This window comes from Pleomorphomonas oryzae DSM 16300 (assembly GCF_000422965.1).
Classification (GTDB): Bacteria; Pseudomonadota; Alphaproteobacteria; order Rhizobiales; family Pleomorphomonadaceae; genus Pleomorphomonas; species Pleomorphomonas oryzae.
Genome location: NZ_AUHB01000006.1, coordinates 110,522 through 123,693, shown reverse-complemented (window position 1 = coordinate 123,693; position 13,172 = coordinate 110,522). Strand labels below are relative to the sequence as shown.

Genomic DNA, 13,172 nt, shown 5'->3' with positions numbered 1-13,172 from the left:
TTTCCAAACAGTCGAGAACAGGCTGCCAGTTTCTCATGCCACGACCTTATCAATTGCAGAAAAGCCCCAGTCGGCATTCAGCGACCGCCGCAATCGGTTGGGAACAAGGGGAATCCGGCAGTCTGCGGATAGTTCGGCATCGAGGCGGATAGCCTCCCAGAATGCCGGGCTGCACCACGCTCCATCCTGCGGCACGGCACCGCCATATTCGTTCCCATCGGGACTATCGGTACCGAAGCGATAGCACGGCGGGGCGAGCCAGATGGCTTCCTTGCCAAACAGCTCGGCCTCCACAAGCCCACTGGAATTGAGGGCGCAAACCGTCTCCAACTCGTTTTGGGCGAGAAGCAGATAATAGTTGGCGTCCGTCAAGCGGACCGACTGCAGCTGCTTGATGAAGGACAGCGATTTGGAGTGGGAGAGTTGATAGGGATGGGGGCGGAACAGCGTGCTTGAGGACCGGACGATGAGGTCAAGAAGCAGCTCGGCATGATCGGCAAGGCTTCTCAGCGTGCCGGTGGCCGTATCGACGGCGGCCCTGTCAGTGTCGACCTGCCCAAGCACCAACGATGTGCCCGGCGACAGGGAAAGAGGCGGCCTCATCCAGGCGGCCTTGGCTTTGATGAAGCCGGCCTGTTGCACCATCTCACCTCTCGGGATCTCGTGGCGCAACAGGCGGGCGTGGATCTCTGGTCGGTTCGTTCGAAGCGCGAACAGAATGTCCTCCATGAACCGCAAGGGATGGAGAACCACATCGATGACAGGAATGCCAGCCTCGGCAAGCAACCGGAGCAGATGCTCGGGCATCTCATAGCCAACCACCAGATCGGCATTCAGCAGCGACAACAGGTAGCTTTCGATCGTCGCCGGCAGAGCCGGCTGGCTGATCAGCCGACACCATCCCTCGATGGTCAAGGGGAGTTTCATCGCGTCATAAATGGCTCTGACGTCAACGTCCTGATGATCTCGCGTCAAGGCCGGGTCCCAGGAGACCGTTGAGACTTCCCACCCTCCCAGGCTTGCTGCAGTCCCTACAATTCCATTGAGCCAACGGACATTCTTCCAGGTCGCACTTTCCCATCGGTTGTTGACGGGGAATGGCCTGAAGATGTCGCCCGTCAGGATGAGCTTCGACTTGGGCACAGAAGGATCCCTTTATCTGCGAGTGCCGAGTGATGGCAGCGCGACGGGTGCATGATCGGGGTTGTCTTCGGCGAGCGACATTGGCCGCCCGACGGCAAGGGGGGTGATCAGTACGGAAATGATTGCGTATGCCGCATCGAGCGGCGGCGGCATGATGATGAGCTTGCCATCGGGTTCTGCGACGAACAGGTCGTCCTCAAACCTGATGCCGACGGCGTGCAGACGCTCCGCGGCAACACGCTCGACCTCCGCCGCGTTATGGTGATGCAGGAGTTTGTCGTGCTGCTGGAGCGTGATCCCACGCAATAACCCGCGCGAAGCGATCTGTCCCAGAGGAATGGCCACCGCCTCAATGCCCTGCTGGCGAGATAGCGGAATATGAAGGCGTAGATCGTTGTTGCCCGTCCTCCGGCACCTGATCTTGGCGAGTCTTGCGACGGTTTTGTCCACCAGCGTCACGTCAATCTGACCGCAGGGGATGTCATCGTGGATTTCGCGGGGCAACAGTCCGCATCCGCTCAGGATGTAGGAAAATCCGTCAATGGGAGAGACCGCGCTGAAGCTGCCGGCCGGCCACATGGGCGGCGCCGGCATGCTGACGGCTTCCGAAAAAGTCCATGCGGTCATCCAGTCGGTCGCCTTGGTCTGGTCTGCGAGGGGCACCGTGGCCTTGGTGCCGAGGTTGATGTCATGACGGGCGCTGCCCAGCAGCAATAGCTCGTCGTCGGTCGGCATCAGTAACAGGCGGACCAGAAGGGTGGCGGCCCATGCTGCCCTCGTTTCCCTGTTGGCGAAGGGATAGAGACCTCCCGCGGTAAAAGCATCAAGCTGCTCGGCGAAGTGGATGGCGCCGGCTTGCACTTGTCGGCTGAGTTCGAGCTGCTCGGCGTTCCGGACGTCCGGCTCACGAACTGGTTCGCCGTTTCGATAGCTGCGTACGCTGCCGACTGGGGCCGAGCAGAGCTGTTCGAGCACGGCGATGTTGGTGAGCATGGCCAGCTTGGTCTGTGGCGATACGGTGAGATCGTCGATAAACCCGCGGGCTGTGTCACCATCGTCGGCTTCGAGGCTGTCATCCTTGGTCAGGAGATAAAGTCCGTGCAGCCGTGTCTGAAGCCCCGCCGCCTTCATGGCCTGCCGCAATCCCTTCTGCACGGAACCGCGATAACCCAGATCGACCAGTACCAGGTCGGTTGCAGTCTCGAAGCCGGGAATGGTCAGCCGCATGTGCTCGAGAAGGCCGGCTCGCATTGAACGCGCCAGCTTTCCGACCGCCTCCTTGCCGAGCAACGTCGGTAGCTTCAGGCAAAGCGCTTCGCCATCGGTGAAACCGCCCGGTTGACGGGCAAAGAACGCGCGAAGACCCGGACTGTCGGTACCCAAGATCTCGATCGTTGCCGCGTGGTCGATCTGTTGAATACCGGCGAAAAGCGACGTGAAGCCTGCTGGGGCGTCCGCGGCGGCCAACGCGGCGGCGCGTCTGTTGATTTCGGTATAGCCTACGGGCTGATGGTCGTGGGCCATCCAGATGCGATGAGATAAAAAGCCATCGCGGGCGAGAAAGGCAACTGCCACCTGCCGGCCATCATTGGACAGCTTGGCAACCTCCTCGGAAACGAAGCGATCGAAGGCAGCCATCATTGGCCCTATGACGGTGGCCCCCAGCGCAAAGGCATCAGCTTCCGCCGGCAGGCGGTTGGCGACGCAGCGGCGCAGGGATCTGAGCCCATCATCGAGCCGCTGACCATAGGCGACGGCGGGGGAAATAAGGGGGAAGATCGATCCTTCTCGCTGCAACAGGCCGGCAAAATAGGTGGATGCCTGACGGCAATGATGAGTTTCGATCCCAAGTCGCGTGGGGGCCTCGATGTCGGCACCGGGATTGTCTCCGACATGAAGCATGCGCCGGCCGCGCGGATTCTCGCGCGCGAGCACTTTGCGGAACAGGCTTTCGCTTTTGGAAGAGCCGTGGTCGCAGGAGGCGTATAGAAAGTCCCAGGCGAGGTCCGACACTGCCGCCGTCAGCAACCGAGCCAGTCGTTCACCATTCCAGTAAGTGTCCGATATGAAGCCGACATGCAGTCCGGCTCCCCGCGCCGAGCGATAAAAGGGGAGAATGTCGGGGTTGGCGACACAGAGGGCGAGCTCGGCTTGGAATTCAGCTTCCGCCAAATCCTCCGGTGAAAGCCGGTCTAGTCCGAACAGGTAGCGAGGAAAGCGAGCGTAGATATCTTCAATGGTCACTTCGCCGCTACCCGTGGCCAAGAGAGCAGCCTTTCTCGCCTTGGCTTCGGCAAGGCTGCGATGCTGCGTGAAGCTTTCGACCAAGCCGGGCCGGTTTGCGTCACAGCCGGCAAACCGGCACGCCATCTCGAATGCCCCTGAAGGTGTCGTGCATCGGCGTAGCAGCATGGTATCGAATACGTCGAAGCTGACAATTTCGAGCGGTGTGTGATCGGCCGTCACATGGGCCATTCGGTCGGTTTCGATGAACATGTCGGCTCCCTGCCAGTCTCAAAAGTAAAACGGCCGAGGCGCTGCATTCAGGCGCGGCTTTGATGTGTTGGCCGAGAATTCCTGGCGTTGTCAGAGGCCGGCTCCAGTAATCCTCCCCTGTATGTTTCTGCCGGATACATTTCGCCGTCGACGTGCGTATCGCCGGGCGATGCTGAGAAGGGCGCGCCCAGGGAAACCGGCACTTTTTTCGTAACGGCCGACGGCATTTTTTTCCGCCTGTTTCGGCGATTTGCAACTGCCATCTACGGTTTTGTTTCTGCTGTGAAAACAGAAAAATAGCATGCCATTTGCAGCTCCTAGACCGTGAACACTGGGATCAATTTTGCCCAGGGACCGTTGTGGGGCTGAAATTATGGAAAAAGGGCGGAATTCCGGGGTATTGGCTTGGCTGGGGTGGGCAATACACGTTAGGCAGATTTTGCCGACAGGTAAAACTTTCCACCTGTCCCAGGAATTATTTGCCTATACTTATATTATTCTTATTGGCGGTCGATTTTCTGCGCCTGGTTTGTCGAGTTGCTTCGTTTCAGTGTCGTAAGGGGCGTTCTGGTCGGTTGACGACGACGCATTGAGGTGTGTGATGATGGTTGCTGCTGCGAGCTCGTTCCGTGTCGATGCATCTGCCTCCCTCGTTTCGTCTGCGGACGGGGGTGTGGCGATCGGGCATGCGAGAGACGAGGACGACAAGCTTCTCGAGCGGATTGCCAACGATGATCGGGAGGCCTTCGCTCGGCTCGTCGAACGGCATGCCGACAGGGGCTTTGCCTTGGCGCTTCGTATTTTGAAGAACGCTGACGATGCCGACGATGTCGTTCAGGACAGCTTCCTGAAGCTCTGGACCCATCGCAAGCGTATGGAGATCGGGCGGGCAAAGTTCTCGACCTGGCTTTATCGTGTCATCACCAATCGCTGCATCGATCTTCGTCGCAAACCGATCATGGATGATCTCGATGTGGCGCCTGAGGTGGCGGATGGTCGTGAAGACGCTCCGACGCAGATGCACCGTGCCTCGATGAATAGCCTGCTGGAAGCAGCGATGGCCAAGCTGCCCGACCAGCAGCGGATCGCGGTGATCCTCAGCTACCACGAAGCCATGTCGAACGCCGAAATTGCCGAAGTCATGGAGACCACGGTAATGGCCGTGGAGTCGCTGCTCAAGCGCGGGCGGCAGCATTTGCGCCGGCATTTGGCGCAGGCAGAAGACGATATCCGTCAGTCGTTTACCCAGGATTAACCAAAAAAACGTGGTGCGGCGAACGAAATTCGCCCGGTTGGCTGTTGCTCATCCGTTGAAGGGGTGAAGCGAGGGGCGATGACGCCTCGAGCTGACGTCTTCCCGGTAGACGGGTGACGTTGTTCATCGATTGGGAGTGTTCCAGAATGCCCGTCATCGCAACCAACACCGCCGCCAACTCCGCTGTCCGCTACCTCAACAAGAATGCTGACTCGCAGTCCTCGTCGCTTTCCAAGCTGGCATCGGGCTCCCGCATCAGCCAGGCGTCGGACGACGCCGCCGGCCTTGCCATCTCGACCCGCCTGTCGTCGGACGTGGCTACGCTCAACCAGGCGTCCACCAACTCCACGAACGCCATTGCCGTGCTACAGACGGCCGACGGTGGTGCATCCAATATTTCCGACATCCTCCAGCGCATGAAGGTGCTGGCCACCGAGTCGGCCTCCGGTACTGTGACCGATACCGAACGCAGCTATATCGATGAGGAATTCCAGGCTCTGACCAGCCAGATCGATACGATCGCTTCCGGCACTCGCTTCAACTCGCAGAGCCTCTTGACCAGCAACAACATGTTCTCGGGCGGCGTCAGCGTGATGGTCGGTTCGTCGAGCTCCGACACCATCAAGATTACGCTGTCTGCCCTCGATTCAACGACCCTTGGCGTCGGCAGCCTCGACGTCACGAGCCAAACCGACGCCAACACCGCGCTGACGAAACTCGATACCGCGATCGACAAGGTTTCCAATGCGCGTGCCAGCATTGGCGCCCAGGAAAGCCAGTTCCAGTTCAGCTCGGACTCGATCTCCACGCAGGTTGAAAACCTTGAATCCGCCAAGTCGTCCATCTCCGATGTCGACGTCGCATCTGAAGAGGCGAAGCTCGCCTCGTCTCAGGTGATGGTGCAGGCCGCCGTGGCGGCGGCATCGTCGGCAAATAGTCTGACGCAGAACCTCCTGAAGTTGATGCAGTAATTCCGAACGGCGCCGGCGGGGAGAGCCCCGCCGGCGTGCCTCCGCCGGCAGAGTTGAGGGTAGGGATATGACAACCACTTCAAGTACGTCCTCAACCAGCAGCTCCTCGACGACGTCGAGTTCCACCTCTGCGTCGGACTATGCATCGTCCGACGTCACAAACATTGATTGGGACGGGCTTATCGAAGAGCTCTACCAGGCCAAGCTCAAAACCGCGGATAGCTACGAGACCAAGATCTCTACCAACGAGTCCAAAATCTCTGCCTACAACGATGCATCGGATTTGCTCACAACCTTGCAGACCGCGTCGAATAAGCTCAGATCGGGTACCGATTCCTCCTCGAGCGACGTTGATGTTTTTGATGAACGCAAAGCTTATTTGACCGGGTCGGGCGGAGTTACTGCGAGCGAGGTTCTTACCGTTTCGGCCGCGTCCGGTACCGATACTGGTACCCATACCGTCACGATTAGTCAGCTTGCCGCAGAGCAAAAGGTGGCGAGCAGCACTTACGATTCTTCATCGTCGGAACTGTCGTTATCGGGAAGCTTTACAATTGGAACCGAGGGGGGGAGCAGCGTTTCAATCGATGTGACATCGGACATGTCATTGTCGGATATTGCGAGCTCCATCAATGACCAGAGCTCCACCAGCGGCGTCAAGGCGACCGTGCTGAAAGTGTCGGATTCGTCATACGAGCTTATTCTGACGACTGTGGATACCGGCCAGACCATCTCGGTGAGCGATACCGACGGCATTCTCAAGAGTATGGGCATTATCAACGATAACGGCGCCTTTGCCGATGAGTTGCAAGCTTCCCAGAAAGCGAAATTTACCGTTGATGGTGTTAGCGTTACTCGCTCATCTAACGAAATAGACGACGTAATCGACGGTTTGACTTTCTACCTTACCGGGACGACTGGCGATGGGGAGTCCGTTACCGTCGAGGTAGATCAGAATCTTTCCGACATCAAAAGCGCAGTAAGTGACTTTGTTGACGCTTATAATGCCTATCGAGAATGGGCTTTATCCCAGCAAGAAACCTCGTCGAGCGGTGGCGCTTCCAGCGACTCGATTTTGTTCGGCGATAGCACCATTCGGAGCATCAATCAGCAGGTTGCTTCAGCACTGACTTTCTCTCTCGACGATGTGTCCATGTCGACGATTGGGCTCAGCCTCGATGAAAATAACGAGCTGGTATTGGACGAAGATACGCTGAACGATGTCCTGAACAGCGATCCCAGTACCATCCAGAAGTTATTCTCATATACTTACGAAAGCTCTTCGAGTGAGCTCGGTATCCTCTATCGTGGTACGAATGCACCGTCGACTTTCACGCTGGACATCACCGTGGATGATAGTGGCAACCTTACCGGGGCCACCGTCAATGGCCAAAGTGGGCTGTTTACGGTCACGAGTACCGGCCACGGCCTCAAGGGTGTCGAGGGAACTGCCTACGAAGGCTATACCTTCGTCTACAACGGCACTACTAGCCAGTCGATCACCGTTACGCAAGCGTCTGGTATGGCTGAGCAGCTGTATAACATTACTGAGGCGGCCATCGACGAAAGTGACGGTTCGATCACGACGGTGGTTACGAGCCTTCAAGACAAGGACGATGACTACCAGGATCAGATCGATACGATCACGGATCGAGCAGACACTTACAAGCAGAACCTAAAGACACGCTATGCCAATATTCAGGCTAAGATCAGCTCGGCTCAGTCGACGCTCGATTATCTAACGGCTTTGCTCGATTCCCAGAACAGCAGCAGTTCCTAAAAGTAGAGGAGGGACCCGCCTATGAACTCCCCCATGGGCCACGCGGCTGCCGCCTATCGTCAGGCCGCCGCGTCCGTGCACCCGACCGTGGCCGTTGTGAAGCTCTATGACGCCATATTGCTGGCTATCCTTCAGGCGATCAGGGCTCGCGAACAAAAACAGGTGGAAGAATGCTTCACGAAGGTGATGCGAGCAGCCACCATTTTGCGCGGGCTCGATCAGGCGCTTGATTACGACAAGGGTGGGGCAGTGGCCGAGCAACTGCACCGAGTTTATAGGAGCTACACCATTTCGCTTCACCTGAGCTTCGGCAAGCCGGACGTGGTGAGGCGGTATCGCAAGCTCTACGATAGCCTGATTGGCCTCCGTAACGCCTGGGCAAAAATCGCCGGAATGGACGTTTACCAGGACTCCTCGAAAGACACCCAGGCCGCGCCTGTCGTCGACGCGCAGCCCCCGGCCCCCCTCGTAACGTCGTCCGCCGTTGGCTTTGATAGCAGCATGTTTCTGGGCCTTATGTCCGAGCAGTCGGTAACCACCGCATCCGGGCGGGCCCGGGCTACGCCACCTGTCCGCAAAGTCCGGCGTTTGGTGCATCAACAGCCAACAGTCGGCTAGAGCTTTTCCGGTGAACTCAGGTTCACCCAAAAGCTCTATCTCCTTGTTAAGGCGCAGTTCCGGACGCAAAACCGGTTCCCACTTTTGCTGGAACTGCTCTAAATCGCCTCTCCTTTCTGTCCTGCTATCCCGCCCCGAAGGCTTCCCGCCTTCGGGGCGTTCTATCGAGTTCAACCCTACATGCCATAATGTTAGCTTTTTTATCTGTTGCTTGTATTTGCGTGTCGGGGGATACCTTAAGATACATAGTCGGTAGAGCGGATTGCCCAGAATGGACGAAGCGCAGTTTCAGGATCTCGTCGATCGCCAAGGCGAGGACTTGACGCGTTGGCCGGAAGCGCTTCGTGTCGAAGCGGAGCTGTTGCTCGCGGTCTCGGAACCGGCTCGACGTATTCTTGGTAACGCGGTGACTCTCAGGGCTGCATTTGCCTCGGCTCGCCCGATCCGCGCTCCTCGCGATTTGGCTGCGCGCATCCTTGCGCTCACTCCGGACGACGATAGCGCCTCCTCTTCATAAACCATTTTTGCTCCCTGCTCTCGCAAAATGCAAAAGCTGCCGTTTCGGCGGCTTTTGTCGTTGATGGTCGCCAGGAAGAGGAAAGCGTCGGATAGGCGGCACTCTCCCAGCTCCTTCGCTGCGATGACTATCTCCATTTCGGGCGCGGATCTTATTGTATTTCCAAATATTAACAGGCGTTAACAAATAGAATCCGACGTTTTTGTTAAGTTTTTGCGCCTGATTTCCCTCGCCCGCCCGTTTCAATATCGAAGCCAAAAAGACGGCAGTCAAAGTTCATTCAGTCCAGCTCTTGGAGACAAGGGCTGGGGGCGCGTGAGGTTTATCATGACCACAACGACTTCCGTGTCGTCTTCGTCAAGTACTGCGACGACAAGTACATCGTCTTCTTCCTCTTCTTCTTCATCGACAATTGATACGTCGCAGTTTCTCCAACTGCTTGTCGAGGAAATCCAGAACCAGAACCCGCTCGACCCGACCGATACCACCGATTTCATGAACCAGATGATGTCCTACGCGAGCTACTCGCAGCTTAGCGACATGAACTCGACGCTGCTGTCGCTTCAGGAGTCGGTCGACACGATCACCTCCTCCCTGTCCACCACGTCTGCCTGAAGGGTGCTGCCATGTCTCTGACGGGTGCGATGAATTCTGCCGTGTCGGCCATGCAGGCCCAGTCGTCGGCATTATCGATCATCTCCAATAACCTCGCCAATGTCTCGACCACTGGCTATAAGGCGAGCACGACAAGCTTTGCTTCGTTGCTCACATCCAGTTCGACGACCAGCTCTAGCGGTGGTGTGAAGGCGACCAAGTCGCAGAACATTCTCGATAGGGGAACACTCGTTTCATCCTCGGTCAGCACAAACATTGCTATCGACGGAGATGGCTTTTTTGCCGTGACAAGCGGCGATGGTACTGAAATAGATTATACCAGAAACGGCCAATTTACTGTAGACGACGATACAGGCTACCTTACCAATGACGGTTATTCTTTGCTGGGCTGGCCCACCGACTCCGACGGTAACGTCGTCGGGGGTACCACCGACAGCAATCTGGAGCCGGTCGATACCGATAAACTGACCGGCTATGCCGTCGCGACCTCAAGCGTGGATCTCAAGGGCATTCTGCCTGCCGATGCGACAACCAATTATACGAGCCAGATCTCGCTCTATGACAGTCTTGGGACTGCCTATACGGTTGATGTGACATGGGCCAAAAGCACTACACCGGCCAATACATGGACGATGTCGTTTAGCAATCTGGAGAACAGCAGCGGAACAGCTGTTACCGGGACGATAACCGGCTCCGAGACCATCACATTCAACTCGGATGGTACGCTGCAATCCCCGACGACGACCACGCTCAAGATTTCAGGTCTTACCGATGGTGCCGACGATATAACGGCCACCCTCAATCTTGGCACGGCTGGGAGTTCCGACGGTTTGAGACAGGGTACGACTGCGAGTGGTACCAACTCTACTGCGGTCGACATCTCAAGCGATGGTAATGGCTGTGCCTACGGAACGCTCACGGGCATTACAATTGACGAAGATGGTACGGTCTACGGTGACTATAGTAACGACAAGTCGATCGCCATCTACAAAATACCTCTCGCTACTTTCTCTAATGCCAACGGTCTGACCGAAAAGGGCAACTCGGTGTATTCGACCTCCAGCACGTCATCCGGCGCCACCTATCACTTTGCCGATTCCGACGGTGTCGGTTCGATCAAGTCTTCCGAACTCGAGGAGTCGACGACCGATACCAACACCGAATTCTCGAGCATGATTGCCGCTCAGCAGGCGTATTCGTCGGCCTCGCAGGTCATCTCTACGGCCAAAGCTATGTTCGAGACTCTTCTGCAAGCGGTGCGCTGAAATGAAGAAGAGAACCGAAAGGGACGAGATTCAGGAAGCTATCGAGCTTCTGACCAGGCGCCTCGAACGCATCCGTCGCGACATAGAACAACGAGAAGAAGGAAGCGATCCCCGTATCATCGGCCTGTTGAAGGGCGAAGTATCCGAGGTGATCGCGGATTTCGAGCGTTATCGCGCCGCGACGGCGGCGGCACTTGCGAGCGCCAATACCGGCTACGCGGCCAGTAGAGCCTATCTCGTGGTTGGCAAGTTGGGCGCGTCGGCTGAATCCGCCGAAATCCTCCCCTTTGACAAGAACAGGAATGAAAATCATGCGCGCCGAAGCAATCATTGAGCGCCTGCCATCGGATAATCCGAAGATCGTCGAGCTCGACGCGCTCATCGAAGAGTTGATTGCCGTCATGGATAATGAGAATGCGTTGCTCGCCAGCGGGATGCCCGCCTCGCTCGCCGCCACGACCGGCAGAAAGAGTAATCTAGCCTCCAGTATCGAGATTTCGCTCAAAGCGATCGGTGCGGCGGGGCCGGTTACCGACGCTGAACGCGCTTATCTCGACCAACGGGTCGGGTTTGTTCAGCGCTTGGCCCAGGAGAACCTCTCGCGGCTCGCCGGTGCCATTGGGGCGTCCCGGCGGCGCATTGCTGCGGTGGTTGCCGCCGTTCGCGAAGAGGGGGCGTCGACCGCTCCGGTTTATGGGCGGACAGGCTCCCGCACGTCGGGTGGCTCAACATCCCACGCATCCCTTCTCCCCGACCGCCTCGCTTGAGGCTCGTTTCGGTAGCGCTTCACAAGGAGGCGGCTCATGTCTGTGTCGGTCGCCAGTTCCATCGCGTTGTCGGCGTTGAGGGCGGCGCAAGTCGGCATCAACGTCACCTCGTCCAATATCGCGAACGCAGACGTCGACGGCTATACCGTCAAAACGGCCAATCAGGTATCGACGGTGTCCGGCTCGAAGGGGTCAGGCACGGCTATCTCTTCGATTACCGGCGGTGTGGACAAGTATGTTTTCGCGTCGTTGATTTCGGCCAATGCAGACCTTGGGGCAGCCTCAATCACGACGTCCTACACCGATCAGCTTCAGTCGCTCATGGGGTCGACCACCGGCAGTGATGACGGCGGTACGTCAATTACCACGCAGATGTCGTCCCTAGAGACGGCGGTAACCCAACTGGCTTCTTCGCCAGACGATAACTCGACGCAGAGCAGTCTGATATCCGCTGCCGATACGCTTGCGAGCCAGCTCAGAGATATTTCGACGTCGATATCGACGCTCGAGAGCAATGCGAACCAGCAGATTTCCGACGACGTCGATACCGTCAATGCGAACCTGCAGAAGATTGCCGACTACAACGACCAGATCACCGTGGCCAAACAAAAAGGGGAGTCGACGGCCGATCTAGAGGATAAGCGCAACTCGGCGGTCGAGGCGATTTCCAGCCTGCTGGATATTTCCACGACGACGACGTCGTCCGGCGCTCTCTACGTCAGAACCACCGGCGGCACCTCACTTGTTTCCAACACCGTTCATGAGCTTTCAGTCGACGCCAACGGGTCGATTTTGGTCAACGGTAACAAGGATATTACAAATTCGATCACCAACGGCGAAATCGGCGGCCTCCTGACCCTGCGCGACGAGACTTTGCCTGCCGCGCAGTCGGAACTGGACACGCTGGCAAGCAAGCTGATCTCTACCGTCAATTCGGCTGTTGCCGATGGATCGTCGGTGCCGGCACCCGACAGCCTCACCGGAACGACGGATGTTTCCGGCGTTTCCAGCCTTTCGACGTCGGGGACTGTTCGTATCGCTCTCGTCGACTCGGATGGCAAACTGACCTCGTACGAGGATCTGGATCTCTCCGGCTACAGTACGGTCAACGATCTTGTATCCGCGCTTGATGCAACTGACGGGATCAGCGCTTCGATCGATTCGAGCGGCAAGTTGACCATCAGTTCCGACACCGACGGTTCCGGCGTGGCGATTGGCGCTCAGGACAGCTCGATCAACGGTCAGAGCTTCTCTAGCTTCTTTGGACTGAATTCCATTTTTACCGGCAGTTCCGCGTCCGATATCCAGGTTTCGTCAGGTCTCCTCAAGGATAGCGGAACCCTCGCCGTCGGTATGCTGTCAACCGACGTGACCACGACTGGAAAGACCGTTCTGACCGGCGGATCCACGACAGTCGCCGATGCTTTGAACTCGGCGTTGACGACCTCCTATAGCTATAGCGCGGTCGGCGATATCGGCTCGATGAGTGGGACACTCACCGATTATGCCTCTCGGGTGGTGTCCGCTTTCGCGAGCCGCGCATCGACGGCTGAGGACGCCGAAACGACTGCCGAGACGTTGCAGTCGTCGCTCTCGGATACCATCACTTCGCAATCGGGCGTCAATGTCGATGAGGAGACATCCAAGCTCGAAGATTATCAGACGCTGTATTCCGCTGCGGCGCAGGTGATTCAGATCGCCAAGCAAATGTTTGAGTCGTTGCTTTCGGCCGTGAGCTGATCGTA

12 protein-coding genes are annotated in these 13,172 nt (G+C 57.4%); 10 read left to right on the top strand and 2 right to left on the bottom strand.

Annotated features, from left to right (window positions below; all coding sequences use genetic code 11):
- Positions 1–33 precede the first annotated feature (33 nt).
- Entirely contained in the window at positions 34–927 is an 894-nt protein-coding gene (locus G522_RS0111740; RefSeq protein ID WP_210162919.1) for a hypothetical protein, read from the bottom strand.
- A 228-nt stretch (positions 928–1,155) separates the two neighbouring features.
- On the bottom strand, positions 1,156–3,156 hold the full coding sequence (locus G522_RS0111735) for a hypothetical protein (protein WP_169453516.1): 2,001 nt from the start codon (positions 3,154–3,156) through the stop codon (positions 1,156–1,158).
- 1,156 nt (positions 3,157–4,312) lie between these two features.
- On the opposite strand from G522_RS0111735, the gene G522_RS0111730 reads away from it, so the two are divergent.
- From G522_RS0111730 to flgK, 10 genes are all read left to right on the top strand, one after another.
- Positions 4,313–4,894 carry a sigma-70 family RNA polymerase sigma factor gene (locus tag G522_RS0111730; protein ID WP_026791212.1) on the top strand — a complete coding sequence of 194 codons (582 nt, stop codon included), beginning with the start codon at positions 4,313–4,315 and terminating at the stop codon, positions 4,892–4,894.
- A gap of 146 nt (positions 4,895–5,040) precedes the next feature.
- Positions 5,041–5,865 (top strand): flagellin, encoded by an 825-nt coding sequence (locus G522_RS0111725; RefSeq protein WP_026791211.1) that lies wholly within the window; start codon positions 5,041–5,043, stop codon positions 5,863–5,865.
- 67 nt (positions 5,866–5,932) lie between these two features.
- Positions 5,933–7,645: a flagellar filament capping protein FliD gene (fliD, locus tag G522_RS0111720; protein ID WP_026791210.1), complete on the top strand. Its 1,713-nt coding sequence runs from the start codon at positions 5,933–5,935 to the stop codon at positions 7,643–7,645.
- A 21-nt stretch (positions 7,646–7,666) separates the two neighbouring features.
- Positions 7,667–8,263 carry a flagellar export chaperone FliS gene (locus G522_RS28980; RefSeq protein WP_051228560.1) on the top strand — a complete coding sequence of 199 codons (597 nt, stop codon included), beginning with the start codon at positions 7,667–7,669 and terminating at the stop codon, positions 8,261–8,263.
- 271 nt (positions 8,264–8,534) lie between these two features.
- Positions 8,535–8,780 carry a hypothetical protein gene (locus tag G522_RS0111710; RefSeq protein WP_026791209.1) on the top strand — a complete coding sequence of 82 codons (246 nt, stop codon included), beginning with the start codon at positions 8,535–8,537 and terminating at the stop codon, positions 8,778–8,780.
- A 327-nt stretch (positions 8,781–9,107) separates the two neighbouring features.
- Complete coding sequence (locus G522_RS29550) at positions 9,108–9,395, top strand: flagellar hook capping FlgD N-terminal domain-containing protein (protein ID WP_084633139.1); 288 nt, start codon at positions 9,108–9,110, stop codon at positions 9,393–9,395.
- A gap of 11 nt (positions 9,396–9,406) precedes the next feature.
- Positions 9,407–10,660 (top strand): flagellar hook protein FlgE, encoded by a 1,254-nt coding sequence (gene flgE, locus G522_RS0111695; protein WP_026791208.1) that lies wholly within the window; start codon positions 9,407–9,409, stop codon positions 10,658–10,660.
- Between the two features lies 1 nt (position 10,661).
- Positions 10,662–10,994, top strand: a complete 333-nt coding sequence (locus G522_RS0111690) for a hypothetical protein (protein ID WP_026791207.1) — start codon at positions 10,662–10,664, stop codon at positions 10,992–10,994.
- Positions 10,963–11,427 (top strand): flagellar protein FlgN, encoded by a 465-nt coding sequence (locus G522_RS0111685; protein WP_169453515.1) that lies wholly within the window; start codon positions 10,963–10,965, stop codon positions 11,425–11,427. The genes G522_RS0111690 and G522_RS0111685 overlap by 32 nt, the downstream gene beginning before the upstream one ends.
- A gap of 36 nt (positions 11,428–11,463) precedes the next feature.
- Positions 11,464–13,167 carry a flagellar hook-associated protein FlgK gene (gene flgK, locus G522_RS0111680; protein WP_026791205.1) on the top strand — a complete coding sequence of 568 codons (1,704 nt, stop codon included), beginning with the start codon at positions 11,464–11,466 and terminating at the stop codon, positions 13,165–13,167.
- Positions 13,168–13,172: the final 5 nt, after the last annotated feature.

Coding starts and splice junctions, on each gene's coding strand:
- G522_RS0111740 (WP_210162919.1), bottom strand. CDS start 927: ATGAAACTCCCCTTGACCATCGAGGGATGGTGTCGGCTGATCAGCCAG.
- G522_RS0111725 (WP_026791211.1), top strand. CDS start 5,041: ATGCCCGTCATCGCAACCAACACCGCCGCCAACTCCGCTGTCCGCTAC.
- fliD (WP_026791210.1), top strand. CDS start 5,933: ATGACAACCACTTCAAGTACGTCCTCAACCAGCAGCTCCTCGACGACG.
- G522_RS28980 (WP_051228560.1), top strand. CDS start 7,667: ATGAACTCCCCCATGGGCCACGCGGCTGCCGCCTATCGTCAGGCCGCC.
- G522_RS0111710 (WP_026791209.1), top strand. CDS start 8,535: ATGGACGAAGCGCAGTTTCAGGATCTCGTCGATCGCCAAGGCGAGGAC.
- G522_RS29550 (WP_084633139.1), top strand. CDS start 9,108: ATGACCACAACGACTTCCGTGTCGTCTTCGTCAAGTACTGCGACGACA.
- flgE (WP_026791208.1), top strand. CDS start 9,407: ATGTCTCTGACGGGTGCGATGAATTCTGCCGTGTCGGCCATGCAGGCC.
- G522_RS0111690 (WP_026791207.1), top strand. CDS start 10,662: ATGAAGAAGAGAACCGAAAGGGACGAGATTCAGGAAGCTATCGAGCTT.
- G522_RS0111685 (WP_169453515.1), top strand. CDS start 10,963: ATGAAAATCATGCGCGCCGAAGCAATCATTGAGCGCCTGCCATCGGAT.
- flgK (WP_026791205.1), top strand. CDS start 11,464: ATGTCTGTGTCGGTCGCCAGTTCCATCGCGTTGTCGGCGTTGAGGGCG.